This is a genomic window from Flavobacterium rhizophilum (genome assembly GCF_046000485.1).
GTDB lineage: Bacteria > Bacteroidota > Bacteroidia > Flavobacteriales > Flavobacteriaceae > Flavobacterium > Flavobacterium rhizophilum.
In genome coordinates, this window is record NZ_JBELQB010000004.1 from 314,607 (window position 1) to 332,171 (window position 17,565).

Here is a 17,565-nt window from a genome sequence, read left to right on the forward strand (position 1 = left end):
TGATAAAAAATTAATCCTGCTTTTAACGGCAGGATTTTTTGTTTCCTGTTTTTTTATTAATTATGTAATTTTACGGCCCAACAAACAAATAACAATGGAATTTCAAAATACAAGAGAATTTGCAAGGCAGCTTGATGCCAACGATAAACTTGCCGGATACAGAGACGAATTTATTTTTCCTCATGTAAACGGTAAGCAGGTAATTTACTTTACGGGTAACTCGCTTGGGTTACAGCCAAAAAGAACTAAAGCCTATGTTGACGAAGTAATGGATGACTGGGGTAAACTGGCAGTAGAAGGTCACTTTTATGCCGATAAGCCTTGGTGGGATTACCATGAGCGTTTTGCAGCTCCGTTAAGTAAGGTAGTTGGTGCTTTGCCAAGTGAGGTAACGGTAATGAATACCCTAACGGTAAACCTTCATCTTATGATGGTTACTTTTTATCAGCCTACACAAAAAAGGTTTAAGATAATTTGTGAGGAGAAAGCATTTCCAAGCGATCAGTACATGATAAAAAGCCAGGTTAAATTCCACGGTTATGATCCGGAAGATGCAATTGTAGAGATTAAAAGAAGACCGGGTGAGCATAACATTAGACATGAAGATGTTATTAATACAATTAAAGAAGTAGGTGACGAGCTTGCACTTGTTTTAATGGGTGGTGTAAACTACTATACGGGTCAGGTATTTGATATTAAAGCTATAACTAAAGCCGGTCAGGATGCAGGTGCTTATGTAGGATGGGATTTGGCTCACGGTGCAGGTAACATTCATTTGGAGTTGCACGAATGGGATGTTGACTTTGCTGCATGGTGTAGCTATAAATATATGAACTCGGGTCCAGGTAATGCATCAGGAGCATTTGTTCATGAAAGACATCATAACGATATGGATCTTCCTCGTTTTGCAGGATGGTGGGGTCACAATAAAGAAAGAAGATTTCTTATGGAGCCTCAGTTTGACCCTATTCGTGGGGCAAACGGATGGCAGGTAAGTTGTTTGCCTGTACTTTCTTTAGCACCATATTTAGCATCGGTAGAAATGTTTGATGAAGTAGGTATGCCGGCACTTATACAAAAACGTGATTTGATTACGTCATATCTTGAGTACGTGCTTCATGAAATTGATAAGGAAGTAAACGGTAACTTTGAGGTTATTACCCCTTCTGAACCTAAAGAGAGAGCAAGTCAAATTTCGGTTTATCTTCACGGTGAAGGAAGGTCGTTATTTGATTATCTGATGGAGAATGGCGTTATTACCGACTGGAGGGAGCCTAACGTAATCAGGCTGGCACCGGTACCATTGTACTGTTCGTTTGAAGATATGTATGAATTTGGTCAGATTTTAAAGGCTGGTATACAATCACACAAATAATAAAATGACAAAAGAGCAAAAAATAGCAACATTCGACCCAAGTCAGCCAGGATTGGCAGATGCGAGTGTTTTCGGGTTGCCGTTCACGGCCGAAGAAAGTGAAATTATTATTGTTCCTGCCCCTTGGGAAGTAACTGTGAGTTATGGAGCGGGTGCATCTCAGGGACCCGAAGCTATTTTGGAGGCTTCGTTTCAGGTAGATTTGCTTCATCAGGAGTTTCCTGATTTATGGAAACTGGGTATGTTTCTTGACCTGAATGATAAAACCGAAGAGTGGTCTGACCGAAGCAGGAAATATAAAAACCTTGCACAGCCTATTATTGAAACTCTGGAAAATGGAGAGAAAATAGAAGATAATCCAGAGCTTATAATCCACCTTAATGAAATAAACACTATTTGTGCTCAGTTTAAGGATGAGGTAAAGTCAAGGGTTAAGTACTGGTTAGAGCAGGGTAAAAAAGTAGTGCTTTTAGGAGGTGATCACAGTACACCACTGGGTTATTACGAAGCTTTGGCGGAGAAGTATAACGACTTCGGTTTACTTCATTTAGATGCTCATATGGATTTACGTATTGCCTATGAAGGTTTTACCTATTCGCATGCTTCTATCATGTATAATGCACTTAAGCTTCCGCAAATATCAAAAATCGTTCAGGTAGGCATTCGTGACTTCTGTAAAGAAGAAGTAGAAGTGGTAGAGGCAGAAGCCGGACGCGTAAAGGTATTTACAGATCGTGACCTTAAAGCTGAAACTTTTGAAGGTGTAACGTGGAAACAGCAGTGTGAAACTATAATAGCACAATTACCTCAAAAAGTTTGTATCAGTTTTGATATAGATGGTATGTATCCGTGGTACTGTCCTAATACCGGAACTCCGGTGCCGGGAGGTTTCTCCTTTGAGCAGGCGGCTTATTTGTTCAGCCTTCTTGCAAAAAGCGGAAAGGAAATCATTGGATTCGATCTTGTAGAGGTAGCTCCGGGAGAAGAAGGTGATGATTGGGACGGTAACGTAGGGGCAAGAATGCTTTTCCATATGTGTGGTGTTTTGGCAAAAAACAACAATATGGAAACCGGAAAAGAAGTTAAGTTCTAACTTATATATTGTGTTTACAAAACAAAAAGCCCTGCTAAAGCAGGGCTTTTGTATTTTAAGTAAAGCTGTTTACGGGCGTCGGCCTACAGCCAGTCTGTAAAGTATTCCTATAATAGCCAGTACCAGCAGGATATGTATAAAGCTACCTACTGCTTCACCAAATCCAAAGAACCCTATTAACCAGCCTATAATAAGAATAACAATAATTAACCAGATTAAATCTCTCATAACAGTATTTTTTTATAGTTAGTGAGGTAAAATTACATATAGTGATTCGTATATGTTAATTAATTAAGAATCCTTTATGTGCAAAAGTTTTCTTAATAAAATACTGAGGATGAAATAAATTCCTAAAAACAAAGGCTTGTGATATTAAATCAGTATTTTTGCAGTGTTTTAGATTATTTTCCATGCAAACTCCCTTAAAAATTGCTGTAGTGGGATCCGGACTCGTAGGATCTCTGTTAGCAATATACCTAAAAAGAGCAGGGCACACAGTACATGTTTATGACAGGAGCCCGGATATACGAACTGTAGAGTTTTCAGGACGTTCCATTAATCTGGCAATGTCGCACAGAGGATGGAGAGCGCTTGATGATGTAGGTTTGGGAGAGGAGATAAGGAAAATAGCAATCCCAATGGAAAAACGTGCTATCCATGCAATAGGAGAGCCACTTAATTTTCTGTACTACGGGAAAGATGGTGAAAGTATCTACTCTATTTCACGCGGTCTGCTAAACAGAAAGATGGTTACCCTTGCTGAAGAAGAAGGTGTTAAATTCTTTTTTGAAACAAAAATATGGGACGTAACTCTTGCTGATGCTACCCTTCATGCCGGTGAAACGGAAAGAGGAGAGTGGAAAGAGCTTCAGTATGATAAGGTTTTTGGTGCCGATGGTGCTTTTTCAAGAATCCGTCACAGGATGCAAAGACAAAGTATGTTTAACTACTCTCAGCAGTTTTTAAATACCGGTTATAAAGAACTGAACATACCACCAAACGCCGATGGTACTCATAAGCTGGATAAGAATTCACTGCACATTTGGCCAAGAAACGATTTTATGTTAATCGCATTGCCGAACCTTGATGGTAGCTTTACCTGTACGCTTTTCATGCCTTTTGAAGGAGAAAATTCGTTTGAGGCTTTAAAAGATAGAGAAACTCTGGAGAAATTCTTTGCTGATTATTTTCCTTCTACCATTGATGTAATACCGGAACTGGTGGAAGACTTCTTTAAAAATCCTACCAGTACACTGGTTACCATGAAATGTTATCCATGGACTTATTCTGATAAGGTTGCCCTTATAGGAGATGCCTGTCATGCAATTGTTCCGTTTTACGGTCATGGTATGAATGCAGGTTTTGAGGATATAACTATACTTAGCCAGTTAATGGAGCAGTATGGAGATGATTGGGATACTATATTTAAGGAGTATCAGGTGAGTCGTAAACCAAATGCTGATGCAATAGCCGAACTGTCTTACCGTAACTTTATGGAGATGAGTTCTAAAACCATAGATGATAAGTTTCTTTTACAGAAGAAGATAGAAAAATGGTTTTCAGACAGGCATCCTGATAAATGGCTTCCGTTATATAGTAGAGTAACATTTAGTTACAGGCCGTACTCTGAAGCCCTTGAGATAGGAGACAGGCAAAAAGCCATTATGGATGAGGTGATGCAAATAGACGGTATAGAAGATAAATGGAATAGCCCCGAAGTGGAGCAAAAAATAATAGAGCTGCTTAAATAAGCAGCTTTTTTTATACCTCGCGGTTAGCAGTTTCTATTGTAAAGGCAGGTGTACAAACGGCTATATACTCACAGGGTTCATCAAATGGATTTGAGTATTGTACTCTTGCGTTTTTCATTATTTTGATAGACTGGCCTGCTTCCAGTATTATTGTCTCATCATTAATAATAAACTGTTTCTTTCCTTTTATTATATAGGTGTATTCGTCAAACTCCGGGGTTTGAAAAGGCTCGCTCCAGTGTGGAGGGGCTATCATGTGGGCTATAGATATGTTACTGTCTCCGTTTGAGGCATTTCCGAAGTGTTCTTCTATTAGTTTGCCGTCGTTTGTAGGTACTACAAATGGCTTTTTCTGTGTAAAATATTGTTTCATAATGAGTTATTTTTTAATTAAAATATAGCATGCTGTTAGGTGATTTGATGTTTTAGTTGTAATTTTATAAAGATTGTACTACAAAACGTTCTTTGTTTAAGGTAATAAAGTGCTGGTTTGAGCATTAATTTCGTGAAAAAAAACTATTTTACAATGCGTGCACAATAAAAACGGGGGATTTATGTTATTTATACGTAATCTATATAAATTTAAAGGAAATACTAATGAAAAACAGATTTGTAAGTAAAAAAATAGAAATTGTTTAAATTGAGCCCTTAATTTGGGTGTTTATGAATCTTTAAGATTGTGATAATTTAATGTTAAGAAATGAGAAAAAAAATCATTTTATTTTTTTTTATCTCCTAATAATATAAATTTGCCAATCTTATTTTAAAAAGCAAAAAAATAACAATAAGAACTATTATTAAAAATCAAAAAAAACTAAATTTTTAAAAGAAATGGCAAACGCATCTATTCAGAAGGAAAAAAAAGAAGGTGGATCTAAAGGGTCAAATGTTTTCGCTGCATTAACAATTGTATTGTGTATCGTAATCGGTATACTTGTATGGAGGTACATAATGGGTGCTCCGTCAAACTTCGAAAATGAGAAAGAAATAATTGAGCTTGGTGCTGAGGCTGGTCACCCAAAACCGGGTAACTATCTTGGAATGGTGTATAAGGGAGGTTATGTAGTACCTGTACTTATGGGACTTTTCCTTATGTCTGTTGTATTCTCAATTGAGCGTTTAATTTCAATTTCAAAAGCAGCTGGTAAAGGTAATGTAGGCGCTTTTGTTGAAAAAGTACAAAAACAAATCAGTAATGGTAACATTTCTGAGGCTATGGCTGAGTGCGACAAGCAACAAGGTACTGTTGCAAATGTTGTAAAAGCAGGTTTATTAAAATATGAAGAAGTTAAAAGAGAAGGTTTTGACAGCGAAAGAGCTGAAGCTGCTATCCAGCAGGAAATCGAAGAAGCAACTTCTCTTGAAATGCCAATGTTAGAGAAAAACTTAGTTGTAATCTCTACTCTTGTGTCAATTGGTACGTTAGTAGGTCTTCTAGGTACGGTAACAGGTATGATTAAAGCGTTCTCTGCTCTTGGTGCAGGTTCTACTCCGGATTCAGCTCAGCTGGCAAACGGTATTTCTGAGGCGCTTATCAACACTGCAACAGGTATCTCTACATCTACAGTAGCGATTATCGCTTATAACTCATTTACTTCTAAAATTGACAAGCTAACTTACTCTATCGATGAGGCTGGTTTCACAATCGTTCAAACTTACAGAAGGTTTAGAGCGCGTGCAAACAACGCATAATTGATAAAAAGAGTTAAGTTTTAATAATAGTGTAAGGTTTAAAAAGTGTGCGACTGCGCACACTTTTTTGCCCTTTACATGTAAGCTAAAAATTTAAGAATGGCTAAAGTAAAAGTTTCTAAAAAAAGTACAAGGATTGACATGACCGCGATGTGTGATGTGTCCTTTCTTTTGCTTACGTTCTTTATCCTTACAGCTACGGCAAAAATGCCGGATCCGCACCCTGTGGATGCACCGGCTTCAACCGTACAAACAAAGTTGCCTGAAGACAACCTGGCAACAATTACTGTAGGTGATAACGAAGTTTTCTTTAACGTATTAGGTAAAGAAGTAAGAAGAAAAACCTTAGAGCGTATTTCAGAAAAATATAATATTCCTTTCACAGAAGAGGAGTATACTAGTTTTTCTTTAATGGAAGGGTTTGGTGTTCCTGTAAATCAACTTAAAGGTTTATTGGGAATGAAGCCGGCTGAAAGAAATGAGCCGGGTCTTCAAAAAGGTATACCGTTTGATACTATTAATGATCAGTTAAGTGACTGGGTTAAGTTTTCACGTGAAGCTTCAAGAGAGTTCCTTAATGATGAAATTAACAGTGGTAAGAAAGATGTTAAGTATGTTGATCTTGATATTGCCATTAGAGGTGATGCTGATGAAGACTATACTACTATTAAGAGAGTTATAGATATCCTGCAGGAACAAAAGAAGAACAGATTCTTCCTGGTAACAGGTTTACGTGATGAAGATTTTTAATATTATAAACTATAATATAAAATGGCAGAATTAAATACCGGCGGCGATGGCGGCAAGGGTGGCAAAGTAAGAAGTAAGAAATCGAATCCGGGGGTAGACCTTACAGCGATGGTTGACCTTGCATTCCTTTTGATTACCTTCTTCATGCTTACCACATCGTTATCAAAGCCACAGTCTATGAATTTGGCTATGCCAGATAAAGACCCAACGGATACAACTAAAACAGATGTTCCGGACGATAGGTCTCTTACTATCCTTATGGGTAAGGATAATACACTTTTATGGTATTTAGGTAAGTTTGATGAGCCTCTGGCTGCTCCAACTGAAACTCAATATGGAAAAGATGGTATCCGTCAGATTTTATTACAGCGTATTGCTGCAGTGAAGTCTGTATACGGAGATGATAAAGATAAAGGTCTTATAGTAATCATTAAGGCAAGTGATAAAACACACTACAAAAACCTTGTAGATATTCTTGATGAAATGGCAATTACCAATGTACAGCTTTATGCTATTGGTGATATATCTGAACCGGAAGTGAAATTGTTAGAGGAAAAGGGAATGTATTAATTCCTGATTTCAGCTAATCAAAAAATATAAATTATGTCTAAACTTAATATATTCAAACAAGAATGGATTGACATAGTTTTTGAGGGCCGTAACAAAAAATATGGTGCTTACAAACTAAGGTCAGAAAATCCTAAGATAACGGTGAGAGCCTTCTTTATCGGTGCAGCCCTTTTTGTTTTCTTAATTTCACTACCTAAGATTTATGCAGCTTTTGATAACTTAGTTGGTAAAAAAGACAAACAGGAAACTATCGATAAGGTGATAGAAGTAATTGACTTACCACCACCACCGGTAGAAGATGTGCCACCGCCACCGCCACCACCACCGGTAGAGGTTAAACAAGCCCCTAAATCGGTAGTTGAAGAGGTGAAATTCAAAGAGCTTGAAGTTAAGAAAAAAGAAGAGGTTGTTGAAGAGCCGCCTAGAACAGAGCAGTTTGAAAAAGCTGATCCAAGTTCAAGAAATGCTGAGGCTAGCCCAACAGGTGATATCGTAATTGGTACTCCTGCAGGAGATCTTGATAAAGGTGTTGAACCGGAAGATACAAATGTATATAGTACAGCAGGTCTTCAGGTACAGCCGGAGTACCCTGGTGGTATGAAAGCTTTTTACGACTATGTAAACAACAACTTCAGAATACCTGATGTTGACAGAGATATGACTGCTAAAATCTATCTATCTTTCGTAATTGAAAAAGATGGTTCTATGAGTAATATCAAAGTTTTAAGAGATCCGGGATACGGTATGGGTAAAGAAGCTATCCGTGTACTTCAGTCAATGAAGAAAAAATGGTCTCCGGGTGTTCAGAATGGTAAAAATGTAAGGGCTTCATTTACGCTGCCTATTACAATTAACATCAGATCATAAATTAAAATATAAGAGATGCTTTCACAACGTAGAAACTCTCAAAGAGAAAAACAGAAATCGCTTCACAAGCGATTTCTGTTTGTTTTTGGCTTATTCTTCTTCTTAATGTATTTGGGCTTAGGCCTTATGATAATTTTTTGGAAAACTTTACCTTTGCCGTTATCGTATAACCAAAGGATGGCTTTAGGAGTTGTACTTATAGTGTATTCAGCTATACGTTTTATAAGGCTAAGGCAAAAATATAGTTAACCAAAAAAGTACTTCAATGAAAATTATAAATAAATACACATTCGTTTTTTTTGCTGCTGCATTAGTTGTGGTATCAGTTGTTTATTCCTGTAAAAACAAAAATGAAAACGGTGAGGAGATAATTGAAGAGACTCTTACTTCTGGTAAGGCCACTTTGGTTACAGATAATACAGTGGCTCCTATTATTGAAGATGTGCTTGCTGTTTTTCATAGCGTTTACACACGAGCCGAAATTACACAGGTAAACAAGCCACAACAGGAAATTATAAATGCACTTTTACAGGATTCTATTTCGGTTGCTGTTTTGTCCCGCAAACTAACTGCCGAGGAAGAACAGCACTTTACTAACAGAAAGATTACACCAAGAATAACAGAGTTTGCCAAAGATGCCATAGCTTTGTTATCCAATAATAAACGAAATGATACTGTAGTTAAACTTGAGGATGTTTTAAACATACTGAAAGGTAAAGCTACAGGGAATATTAAAAGCTTAGTTTTTGATAATCCGGGATCAAGTACGCTTGAATATATGAAGCAACTAGCCGGAATTGATAAATTACCACAGGAAGGTATTTATGCCTTTAAAACAAATGAAGACGTAATAAAATACGTTCATGATAACGATGGTGCCATAGGGGTTATAGGTATTGACTGGATTGTACAGGCACCACCACACCTTACACAATATATTAATGAAATTACAGTTTTAGCAGTGGACAATGTTAAAACTGACAAGGGTGAAGAAAAATATTATAAACCTAACCAAAGTAACATAGCCACAGGTGATTACCCTTTAATAAGAACACTTTATGTAGTGAATTATCAGGGGCGCCAGGGTTTAGGCATGGGTTTTGACACATATATAAGTGCGCGTGAAGGACAAAGGATAATTTTAAAGTCCGGTCTTTTGCCAATTGATATACCAACGAGAGAGATATCTGTTCGTAAAAAGTTATAAACAAAGAAGAAAAGTAATATTATATATTTAAAAAGGAGAATTAAAATGAAAGAATTAAAAATCATTGGCTTGTCATTATTGGTTTTCGGTACAGCTAATGCGCAGGATGCAGAGCAGGCTTTGAAGGCGATTGATGCCGAACAATATCAGAAGGCCAAAACAATTTTAAAATCTTTAATTGCATCAGATTCTGACGAGGGTAGAAACTACTTTCTTTTAGGAGACGTATATCTTAAACAAACAGAGCAGGATTCTGCTGCTATGTATTTTAATAAAGGTGTTAAGGTAAAACACGATCCTGAATATAACACAATTGGTCTTGGACAAATTGATTTGAATAAAGGGAATGCATCGGCTGCAGAAGCTAAATTTAATGCGGTTAAAGATGAGTTAAGAAGAAAAGATGTTGAGCAACTTATTTATATTGGTAGAGCTTATATCGAATCGGACAACCCTGATTATAAAAAAGCGATTGCTATATTAAAACAGGCAATTGAAAAAGATTCACAATCAGCGCAGGCTTACCTTAGCTTAGGTGATGCTTATGTGGGAGATAAAAACTATAACGAGGCTTACAGAGCTTACCGTACAGCATCTTCTCTTGATTCAAACCTTTTAAGAGCGGATGTTCAACTTGGCGTAATCACTAAAAATACAAGAGCTGCTTTCCCGGAGGCGGTTGCTGCATTTAACAAAGTGATAGCTAAAGATCCTAACTATGGTCCTGCTTACCGTGAACTTGCAGAAACATATTACCTATGGGGTGCTTACGACCAGGCAAAATATAATGAGAATGTAAAGAAAGCTTTAGAGTATTATGAAAAATACATGACGCTTACTGATTACTCTCTTAACTCACGTATGAGACATGCTGACTTCCTTGTACTTGCCGGTGATTACAAAGCTCTTGAAGAGGAAGCTAAAAAAATGCAACAGCTAGACAAGGTAAACCCTAGAATTCTACGTTACCTTGCTTATTCTGCTTACGAAAACGGTAACTACGAGCAAAGTATTAAAGCGATGACCGACTTTATTTCTCAGGTAGATACTAAACGTGTTATTGCAAGAGATTACCTATACTTAGGTTTAGCTGAAATGGCTTCTGTTATCAGTGAAGACGAGCAGGGTAATACAATTATTACTGATCAGGCTGTATTTGATAAAGCAATTACTGATATCAAAGCTTCTGCTGAAAAAGATATTGAGATTACTAACCAGTTTAACGCTATTGGTAAAAAATTATTCGGACAAAAATTATATGGTCCTGCCTCAGTAGTGTTTGAAGTAGCTACTACAAACCCAGACAACAGAAACCTGTTCTATGATAACTTCTATCTGGCTTACTCAATTTATTTTGATCACTTAAACAAGTCGCCTGAAGCTCAGGAACAAAATGCAGAGCAACTTCAAAAAGCTGATGCTGCCCTTGACTATGTAATCAAACTTTCTCCGGATGCTCAGGATGCTTTCCTTTACAAAGCAAGAGTTAACCAAAGAATTAAAACAGATGAGTCATACCAAAAAATGGCTGAGGCTTATAATGAATACATAAGGATAGTTACAGAAAAAGGAGATGCTGAAGTTGCAAAACAAAAAGCGAACCTTATCGAGGCTTACTCTAACGCTGCGTCTTACTATGCAGTAACAGAGAAAGAAAAAGCTATTGAGTACTATAATAAAGTTTTAGAGCTTGATCCAAACGACGGATATGCTAAAGGCGAATTAGAAAGATTAAAGTAATTTACTGCTTTTAATATTGAAAAGCCGACAGTTAACTGTCGGCTTTTTTTATGGATTTTATTGCGCTCATTTTTTTATACGTATCTTTGCCAACTATTTTGAATTAAAATGCTGAAGAAAGATATACAAATAGCAGTAGAGAAAGGGGTAATGCTCCCGCTTATGGAGGAGTTTTATACCATTCAGGGAGAGGGATACCATACAGGTACTGCGGCCTACTTTATTCGCGTAGGCGGATGTGATGTTGGTTGTCACTGGTGTGATGTTAAAGAAAGCTGGAATGCTGATTTGCACCCTCCAACCCAAATTGAAGCTATAGTGGATAATGCAGCCAAGTATGCTAAGACTATTGTGATTACCGGAGGTGAACCACTAACTTGGGACATGGGGCCGTTAACGGCAGGTTTAAAAGAAAAAGGATTAAAAATACATATTGAAACTTCCGGAGCTTATCCCCTAACAGGAATATGGGACTGGATATGCCTTTCTCCTAAAAAAACAAAGCTTCCGGTTGATGAAGTTTACAACAAAGCTCAGGAACTTAAGGTCATAATTTATAATAAGCACGATTTTATTTTTGCTGAAGAACAGGCTGCCAAAGTAAATAAGGATGCTATTTTATTTTTGCAACCCGAATGGAGTAAGAAAGAGGAAATGACTCCGCTTATTGTAGACTATGTAATGAATAATCCTAAATGGAGAGTGTCTTTACAAACACATAAATATTTGAATATTCCTTAATTTATAACAACTAAATAATAACCAATGAAAAAATTGCTTTTAATTTTCGTTTTTGCTCTTACAGCAAACTTAGTGTCAGCACAGGATGATGCTTTTAGAAATGATGTTAAGAAACTAATTGAGATGACAGGATCAACTTCACAAATTGAAGTTGCTAAAAAGCAGGTAATAGGTATGATACCTGCCGATAAACAAAAAGAGTTCTTAAAAGAGTTTGATGAGTCTTTAAAGCCGGTGTTTAAAACTATGGAAGATTTTTATCTTGAGAATTATACACATCAGGAAGTAAAAGAAATTATTAAGTTTTATGAAACTCCTGTAGGTAAAAAAATGACATCTAAAGCAGGAGCACTTACAGAAGCTTCGTTACAATCAATACAGGAATGGAGTATGTCACTTCAAAGTATGATAATGAAATACGCTCAATAATATTGTATTAATACATACATATTGAAAAGTCCGGTAAAACTACCGGACTTTTTTTATATTGCACCTGTAATAATAACGTCTTACCAATGAAAAAAATATTTTTAAGCGGTATACTGCTTTTTTCTTTCCTTTTTACTTCTGCCCAGGATGCTTCCTTTAAAGAAGATGTTAGCAAGCTAGTGGAAATTACTGTTGATACTAAAGATATGTCACTTATGAGACGTGCTTTGTCTGTAAGGCTTAATGCTAAGGAAAAAGAGAATTTCAATAAAGATTATGATGTAATAGTATCTGAATTTACAGGTGATATTGAAAAATACTACTTAGATAAATATACCCATGATGAAATTAAACAGCTTTTGGCATTTTATGAAACCCCTGTAGGGAAGAAGTTTTTATCAGATAAAAGGCTTCTTGTTGAAAATGATTTCCCTGATGAATATCCTCTAGGAATGGAGATATATAAAATGAAAAAGAAAGAAAAGGAGAAAAAAGAAGAATAGTACATCATGAAAAAAATATTTTATACAGCATTATTGTTATTAGCAGTTTTATCTGTAAAGGCTCAGGATGATAGCTTTAAAAAGGATGTAAACGAGTTAATTAAATTAATGGGTGTCACTGAGCAAACAGAACACACCCGTGAGGACAAGATACTTTCTGTTAGTCCTGAAAATGAAGCAGAATTCACTAAAAAACTGGATTCTTTACTTGTGGTATATAATCAGGAAGTGGAAAAACACTTTTTAGAAAAGTATACTCATGAAGAAATAAAAGAGATAATTAAGTTTTATAATTCACCTTTGGGTAAAAAGTTTTCGGCTGAAAACAAAAGTTATATTGCCGCATATGATGAGGCTAAAAGTCTTTTTTATGAAAAAACGGGCGATTTACAGTATTATGTTAAAGTTGGTAAATATAAGGTTGAAGAATAAGGAGTAATGATTTACTATAAGCTGAGTTTTGCTAAATAATCAAAATGTTCCCCTTCTAAAATAAGTTCGCAGTTCAGGCCATTGGCATGAGCTGCATTTTGCATTGTGTTATAATCAATGTAAAGCCAGTCAAACTGTTCTTCTTTCTCACCTTTATAGGTTATAGTGAAAGTAAGTTCTCCATAATAATCCGTATCTGTGGGGATCCATTTACCTCCATCCTCATCTTCATCAAACATATAAATAATGTCAGATGAATCAATCAGTATTTGTCCTCCGGGGTTAATTAGTGATTTTAGTTTCTCAAGATACTGAGTTATATTTTTCAGTTTACCGAAAATTCCGGTTCCGTTCATTAAAAGAATTATCGTGTCATACTTTTCATTGTCAAGATCTAGTACATTAATAGTACGACAAACTTTTATACCCCTAAGTTTGCAGGCTTCAACGGCATTTTCCGATATGTCTATAGCCGTAACATCAAGTTTCTTTTCGTTTTGCAGGTATAAGCTATGACTTCCGGCACCGCAACCTACATCGAGTACGCGGCCTTTACATAACGAAAGTGCCTTTTGTTCAGTTTTTGGCATTTGCTTATAGTTCCTAAACAAATAGGCAACGCTCATTTCATCTTCTTCAGATATTGATGTTTCCGTAATAATATCCTCGGGAGAATTGTTGGTTTGATAATCCAGTATTGCTTTGCCGAAAAGGTCTTTCATTTTTTTATACTTTTGCTGCTTACTATAATATGATTTGTGTGATGGAGAAATTTTTACAACAGCTACCAAAACTTGCCAAAGATAAGCATAACGAGAACAAAAAGTTTTTTGATAAGCTGAAAAAGAAAGCTCCAAAAAATCTTGATTACATTATGCAGGATTTGCATGACAGGGAGTTTGAAAGGACAGATTGCCTTACTTGTGCAAATTGCTGTAAAACTACAGGGCCATTATTTACAACAGCCGATATTGAAAGAATTGCAAAGCACTTTAAAATGAAGCCTCAGCAATTTATAGAAAAGTATTTAAGGATAGATGAAGATAACGATTATGTGTTGCAAAGTGTACCCTGTACTTTCCTGGATACTGAGAATTATTGTATGATATATGATGTAAGGCCTAAAGCTTGCAGGGAATTTCCGCATACCGATAGAAAAAAGTTTCAGCAAATTGCAAATCTTACCCTTAAAAATGTTGCTATTTGCCCGGCGGCTTATAATATTGTAGAAGAAATGAAAAAGAAAATCGTTTAATTAAGTATGAAAACACCTCAAAGACTTTTATTACTATACGTACTCGCTTTCTTTATATCATTATCATTGTTGTTTATAAATAGTGATTTGATTGATGCAGGCTGGACCGCCAAAATGTTTGAAGTATTAAGTGTGTCACTGTTACTGTTTATAATTTTTGCAATACTACACGCAATAGTATGGCTGATAGTAAAAATTATAAAATCTATTAAAAACAGAAAAAATAAAAAAGCCCTCCGGTAAATAGGAGGGCTTTTGTTGTATTAAGCGGCAACTTCTTCGTGATATTTAATTTCGCTTATAATATCCTGAATGTGCTGTATTTTTTCATCTATATATTCAAGTAAGGCATCTATGTTTTCCTTTAACATGGTAAAAAACTCAATTACCTCATTTATGTAACCTTTTGCTTTATCAATCATCCCTACGATGTATTGTATTACATTGTCTATTGTTTCTGCTATATTCATGGCTTATTTTTTTAGGTTAATACTTAGAATAAAGTTACAAAACAATAATAGGAAGTAAAACTACTTTGTAAAAACATTAAGAATTACCTGTTACTTACTTATATATAAGATATTTTTTTCTTGTTTGTTTAAAGCTGTTAAGTCCCTTTTCCCAGCTCTTTCTTATTTCGGTTTCACTTATACCATTCTCAATTTGCTCCTGAAGTTTTTTGGTGCCTGCCAGTTTAGTGAAAAAAGAAATAAAGAATTTTGATTTGTCTTCAGTTTTACTGTAAGACTCAATAAGCCATTTTAATTCCAGTTGTTTCGGTTTTTCTACATTGGTTAAATCTTCGCCAAAACAAACTTTACCATTATACATTGGGTCTTTAGCGCCTTCGTTTGGAGCCGGAGTAAAACTGAAGCTTGTTTTTGGCAGGAAAGGAGAACCATATACCTGGAACTGTCTATTTGTACCACGGCCCACGCTTACATTTGTGCCTTCAAAAAAACAAAGACTGGGATATAAACTTATCGATTGATCATTTGGAAGGTTAGGCGATGGCTTTACCGGTAAATGATATTCCATATCTCTGTTGTAATTTAAACAAGGTATTACGGTAAGCTTACATTGAGTACCGTTGTTTAGCCATTTTTCACCATTAATCATTTGCCCGTACTCACCAATAGTCATTCCGTGTAATACAGGTATAGGGTGCATACCAACAAAACTGGTATATTCTTTTTCCAAAACAGGTCCGTCAACAATACTGCCATTAGGGTTGGGTCTGTCTAATACTATTAACTGTATATTGTTTTCGGCGCAAGCCTCCATTACATAATGTAGTGTAGATATATAGGTGTAAAAACGGGCACCTACATCTTGCAGGTCAAAAAGCATAATGTCTATTCCCGCAAGTTGTTCCGTTTTAGGTTTCTTATTGTTTCCGTAAAGTGATATAATAGGTAGCCCTGTTTGGGTATCTTTTCCGTCCTTAATATGTTCGCCTGCATCAGCAGTACCCCGAAAACCATGTTCAGGAGCGTATATTTTTTTTAGGGCTACTTTCTTTTCGAGTAAAAAATCAACAACATGACCTGTTTCTCCATTATTAATTATGGTCCCTGTCTGATTGGTTACAATACCAACATTTTTTCCTTTAATTAAAGGTAAGTATGCCGAATAGTTTTCTGCTCCGGTTTTTATTTCGGTGACCAATTGATTCTCACGATAAGTTATCTCTGCCTGTTCCTTGTGGGCTTCAGGTTTTGCTTTTTGTACCGAAACCGAATTTCCGCATGACCCAATCAGTATAAATGAGAATAAAAATGTATTTTTGAGCAAAGAAAAAGATACCATACAAATTGAATTTAGAATATTTTATAGCCAAAAGGCTGATTACTTCAAAAGACCATAAAAGTAGTATTTCGGCACCAATAATAAAAATAGCAATTATAGCTATAGCTATTGGTATTATAATGATGGTGGTATCTATAGCTACGGGTGTAGGGCTGCAGGATAAGATACGTGAAAAGATATCTGCTTTTAACGGACACATAATTATATCCAACTTTGACGATAACCAGTCGGAAGTCAGCGTAGAGCCTATCAGTATTAATCAGGACTTCTATCCGGAGTTTAAAACCGTACAGGGAATTAATCATGTTCAGGCCGTAGCTTCTAAGGCCGGTATTATAAGGACAGAAAAAGCTTTTGAAGGGATTATATTTAAAGGAGTAGGTCAGGATTATAAATGGGATAACCTGGAAGAGTACTTAAAGGAGGGGAGGATTCCTAACCTGAAGGAGAAGCTTAATGAAGAAGTTATACTTTCAGAATATATGGCTAACCGACTTGAGCTTAAAGTGGGCGATAGGTTTAGTACCTATTTTATGAAAGAAGACGGAAACAGTATGCCTAACCTTAGGGTTTTTGAACTGGTAGGGATTTATAATTCGGGATTTCAGGAATTTGATGCCTCAATAGTAATAGGAGATATAAGACATGTACAGCGTATTAATAAATGGAAGAAAGATCAGGTAGGCTCTTTTGAAGTTTTTATTGATGACTTTGATAAAATAGAGGAAAAGGGGGATGAGATATATTCGGCGATACCGCCTACACTTGATAGTCGTACCATAGAAAATAAGTATATCAATATATTTGAATGGTTAAAGTTGTTCGACTTTAATATTCTTCTTATAATAACAATTATGATAGTGGTTTCTACCATTAATATGATAGTGGCTTTGTTAGTACTTATACTGGAGCGTACTCAAATGGTGGGAATGCTTAAAGCTGTGGGGGCGCCAAACTGGTCAATCAGGAAAATATTTTTATATAATGCGGCTTTTCTTGTAGTAAAAGGGCTTATTTGGGGTAATGTAATAAGTATAGGTTTGCTTTTAATTCAGAAATATTTCGGAATAATTAAGCTACCACCCGAAAATTATTATGTAACAGTAGCACCGGTTAGTATAAATGTGCCGTTTATTTTAGCGGTAAACATAGGAACAATACTAATTTGTTTACTTTTATTATTAGTACCGTCCTATATAATAACTAAAATTTCCCCCGTAAAAGTACTTCGTTACGAATAATAGATTGAAAAATTAATAATCTATATATGTTTTAAAAGTCACTTTTTCAGTAAGTTATGAAATAAGGTTAAAAAAAGATTAAAAAAAAGGCATTAAAAGTTTGCGGAAGT

The 17,565-nt window shown here is 35.9% G+C and carries 20 protein-coding genes; 15 read left to right on the forward strand and 5 right to left on the reverse strand.

The window, feature by feature from the left end; translation table 11 throughout:
- Positions 1-94 precede the first annotated feature (94 nt).
- Together kynU and ABS768_RS07220 are read left to right on the forward strand one after the other, a co-directional pair.
- Positions 95-1,375 carry a kynureninase gene (gene kynU, locus ABS768_RS07215; RefSeq protein WP_408074278.1) on the forward strand — a complete coding sequence of 427 codons (1,281 nt, stop codon included), beginning with the start codon at positions 95-97 and terminating at the stop codon, positions 1,373-1,375.
- Positions 1,376-1,379: 4 nt separating this feature from the next.
- A complete protein-coding gene (locus ABS768_RS07220) occupies positions 1,380-2,468 on the forward strand; it encodes an agmatinase family protein (protein WP_408074279.1) in 1,089 nt (362 codons plus the stop codon).
- Positions 2,469-2,537: 69 nt separating this feature from the next.
- Here ABS768_RS07220 and ABS768_RS07225 read toward each other — a convergent pair whose 3' ends face one another.
- Entirely contained in the window at positions 2,538-2,696 is a 159-nt protein-coding gene (locus tag ABS768_RS07225; protein ID WP_408074280.1) for a lmo0937 family membrane protein, read from the reverse strand.
- Between the two features lie 182 nt (positions 2,697-2,878).
- Here ABS768_RS07225 and ABS768_RS07230 point away from each other — a divergent pair, with 182 nt between their 5' ends.
- Positions 2,879-4,219 carry an FAD-dependent oxidoreductase gene (locus tag ABS768_RS07230; protein ID WP_408074281.1) on the forward strand — a complete coding sequence of 447 codons (1,341 nt, stop codon included), beginning with the start codon at positions 2,879-2,881 and terminating at the stop codon, positions 4,217-4,219.
- Between the two features lie 10 nt (positions 4,220-4,229).
- On the opposite strand, the gene ABS768_RS07235 is transcribed toward ABS768_RS07230, so the two are convergent.
- The gene (locus tag ABS768_RS07235; RefSeq protein ID WP_408074282.1) at positions 4,230-4,592 is read right to left on the reverse strand and encodes a cupin domain-containing protein; all 363 of its coding nucleotides are present in this window, start codon (positions 4,590-4,592) and stop codon (positions 4,230-4,232) included.
- A gap of 458 nt (positions 4,593-5,050) precedes the next feature.
- On the opposite strand from ABS768_RS07235, the gene ABS768_RS07240 reads away from it, so the two are divergent.
- From ABS768_RS07240 to ABS768_RS07285, 10 genes are all read left to right on the forward strand, one after another.
- The gene (locus ABS768_RS07240; RefSeq protein WP_408074283.1) at positions 5,051-5,911 is read left to right on the forward strand and encodes a MotA/TolQ/ExbB proton channel family protein; all 861 of its coding nucleotides are present in this window, start codon (positions 5,051-5,053) and stop codon (positions 5,909-5,911) included.
- 99 nt (positions 5,912-6,010) lie between these two features.
- Positions 6,011-6,661: an ExbD/TolR family protein gene (locus ABS768_RS07245; RefSeq protein ID WP_408074284.1), complete on the forward strand. Its 651-nt coding sequence runs from the start codon at positions 6,011-6,013 to the stop codon at positions 6,659-6,661.
- Between the two features lie 21 nt (positions 6,662-6,682).
- The gene (locus tag ABS768_RS07250) at positions 6,683-7,231 is read left to right on the forward strand and encodes an ExbD/TolR family protein (protein ID WP_408074285.1); all 549 of its coding nucleotides are present in this window, start codon (positions 6,683-6,685) and stop codon (positions 7,229-7,231) included.
- Between the two features lie 33 nt (positions 7,232-7,264).
- Positions 7,265-8,098: an energy transducer TonB gene (locus ABS768_RS07255; protein WP_408074286.1), complete on the forward strand. Its 834-nt coding sequence runs from the start codon at positions 7,265-7,267 to the stop codon at positions 8,096-8,098.
- A 265-nt stretch (positions 8,099-8,363) separates the two neighbouring features.
- Positions 8,364-9,305 carry a PstS family phosphate ABC transporter substrate-binding protein gene (locus ABS768_RS07260; protein ID WP_408074287.1) on the forward strand — a complete coding sequence of 314 codons (942 nt, stop codon included), beginning with the start codon at positions 8,364-8,366 and terminating at the stop codon, positions 9,303-9,305.
- A gap of 45 nt (positions 9,306-9,350) precedes the next feature.
- The gene (locus ABS768_RS07265) at positions 9,351-11,045 is read left to right on the forward strand and encodes a tetratricopeptide repeat protein (RefSeq protein ID WP_408074288.1); all 1,695 of its coding nucleotides are present in this window, start codon (positions 9,351-9,353) and stop codon (positions 11,043-11,045) included.
- Between the two features lie 108 nt (positions 11,046-11,153).
- Complete coding sequence (locus ABS768_RS07270) at positions 11,154-11,786, forward strand: 7-carboxy-7-deazaguanine synthase QueE (protein WP_408074289.1); 633 nt, start codon at positions 11,154-11,156, stop codon at positions 11,784-11,786.
- Positions 11,787-11,810: 24 nt separating this feature from the next.
- On the forward strand, positions 11,811-12,215 hold the full coding sequence (locus ABS768_RS07275) for a DUF2059 domain-containing protein (RefSeq protein WP_408074290.1): 405 nt from the start codon (positions 11,811-11,813) through the stop codon (positions 12,213-12,215).
- Between the two features lie 86 nt (positions 12,216-12,301).
- A complete protein-coding gene (locus ABS768_RS07280; protein ID WP_408074291.1) occupies positions 12,302-12,718 on the forward strand; it encodes a DUF2059 domain-containing protein in 417 nt (138 codons plus the stop codon).
- 6 nt (positions 12,719-12,724) lie between these two features.
- A complete protein-coding gene (locus ABS768_RS07285; protein ID WP_408074292.1) occupies positions 12,725-13,150 on the forward strand; it encodes a DUF2059 domain-containing protein in 426 nt (141 codons plus the stop codon).
- A gap of 14 nt (positions 13,151-13,164) precedes the next feature.
- On the opposite strand, the gene ABS768_RS07290 is transcribed toward ABS768_RS07285, so the two are convergent.
- Positions 13,165-13,872 carry a class I SAM-dependent methyltransferase gene (locus ABS768_RS07290; RefSeq protein WP_408074293.1) on the reverse strand — a complete coding sequence of 236 codons (708 nt, stop codon included), beginning with the start codon at positions 13,870-13,872 and terminating at the stop codon, positions 13,165-13,167.
- 41 nt (positions 13,873-13,913) lie between these two features.
- On the opposite strand from ABS768_RS07290, the gene ABS768_RS07295 reads away from it, so the two are divergent.
- A complete protein-coding gene (locus tag ABS768_RS07295; RefSeq protein WP_408074294.1) occupies positions 13,914-14,405 on the forward strand; it encodes a YkgJ family cysteine cluster protein in 492 nt (163 codons plus the stop codon).
- Positions 14,406-14,668: 263 nt separating this feature from the next.
- Here the strand turns inward: ABS768_RS07295 and ABS768_RS07300 are convergent, their stop codons facing one another.
- Both ABS768_RS07300 and ABS768_RS07305 read right to left on the reverse strand, forming a co-directional pair.
- A complete protein-coding gene (locus ABS768_RS07300) occupies positions 14,669-14,875 on the reverse strand; it encodes a hypothetical protein (protein WP_035133838.1) in 207 nt (68 codons plus the stop codon).
- A 94-nt stretch (positions 14,876-14,969) separates the two neighbouring features.
- Positions 14,970-16,214 carry an exo-beta-N-acetylmuramidase NamZ family protein gene (locus tag ABS768_RS07305; protein ID WP_408074295.1) on the reverse strand — a complete coding sequence of 415 codons (1,245 nt, stop codon included), beginning with the start codon at positions 16,212-16,214 and terminating at the stop codon, positions 14,970-14,972.
- Positions 16,215-16,219: 5 nt separating this feature from the next.
- Here ABS768_RS07305 and ABS768_RS07310 point away from each other — a divergent pair, with 5 nt between their 5' ends.
- Positions 16,220-17,455 (forward strand): ABC transporter permease, encoded by a 1,236-nt coding sequence (locus ABS768_RS07310; RefSeq protein ID WP_408074296.1) that lies wholly within the window; start codon positions 16,220-16,222, stop codon positions 17,453-17,455.
- Positions 17,456-17,565 lie beyond the last annotated feature (110 nt).

Bases quoted from the DNA above. Each gene is read 5' to 3' on its own strand.
- kynU (WP_408074278.1), top strand. From the start codon at position 95: ATGGAATTTCAAAATACAAGAGAATTTGCAAGGCAGCTTGATGCCAAC.
- ABS768_RS07220 (WP_408074279.1), top strand. From the start codon at position 1,380: ATGACAAAAGAGCAAAAAATAGCAACATTCGACCCAAGTCAGCCAGGA.
- ABS768_RS07225 (WP_408074280.1), bottom strand. From the start codon at position 2,696: ATGAGAGATTTAATCTGGTTAATTATTGTTATTCTTATTATAGGCTGG.
- ABS768_RS07230 (WP_408074281.1), top strand. From the start codon at position 2,879: ATGCAAACTCCCTTAAAAATTGCTGTAGTGGGATCCGGACTCGTAGGA.
- ABS768_RS07235 (WP_408074282.1), bottom strand. From the start codon at position 4,592: ATGAAACAATATTTTACACAGAAAAAGCCATTTGTAGTACCTACAAAC.
- ABS768_RS07240 (WP_408074283.1), top strand. From the start codon at position 5,051: ATGGCAAACGCATCTATTCAGAAGGAAAAAAAAGAAGGTGGATCTAAA.
- ABS768_RS07245 (WP_408074284.1), top strand. From the start codon at position 6,011: ATGGCTAAAGTAAAAGTTTCTAAAAAAAGTACAAGGATTGACATGACC.
- ABS768_RS07250 (WP_408074285.1), top strand. From the start codon at position 6,683: ATGGCAGAATTAAATACCGGCGGCGATGGCGGCAAGGGTGGCAAAGTA.
- ABS768_RS07255 (WP_408074286.1), top strand. From the start codon at position 7,265: ATGTCTAAACTTAATATATTCAAACAAGAATGGATTGACATAGTTTTT.
- ABS768_RS07260 (WP_408074287.1), top strand. From the start codon at position 8,364: ATGAAAATTATAAATAAATACACATTCGTTTTTTTTGCTGCTGCATTA.
- ABS768_RS07265 (WP_408074288.1), top strand. From the start codon at position 9,351: ATGAAAGAATTAAAAATCATTGGCTTGTCATTATTGGTTTTCGGTACA.
- ABS768_RS07270 (WP_408074289.1), top strand. From the start codon at position 11,154: ATGCTGAAGAAAGATATACAAATAGCAGTAGAGAAAGGGGTAATGCTC.
- ABS768_RS07275 (WP_408074290.1), top strand. From the start codon at position 11,811: ATGAAAAAATTGCTTTTAATTTTCGTTTTTGCTCTTACAGCAAACTTA.
- ABS768_RS07280 (WP_408074291.1), top strand. From the start codon at position 12,302: ATGAAAAAAATATTTTTAAGCGGTATACTGCTTTTTTCTTTCCTTTTT.
- ABS768_RS07285 (WP_408074292.1), top strand. From the start codon at position 12,725: ATGAAAAAAATATTTTATACAGCATTATTGTTATTAGCAGTTTTATCT.
- ABS768_RS07290 (WP_408074293.1), bottom strand. From the start codon at position 13,872: ATGAAAGACCTTTTCGGCAAAGCAATACTGGATTATCAAACCAACAAT.
- ABS768_RS07295 (WP_408074294.1), top strand. From the start codon at position 13,914: ATGGAGAAATTTTTACAACAGCTACCAAAACTTGCCAAAGATAAGCAT.
- ABS768_RS07300 (WP_035133838.1), bottom strand. From the start codon at position 14,875: ATGAATATAGCAGAAACAATAGACAATGTAATACAATACATCGTAGGG.
- ABS768_RS07305 (WP_408074295.1), bottom strand. From the start codon at position 16,214: ATGGTATCTTTTTCTTTGCTCAAAAATACATTTTTATTCTCATTTATA.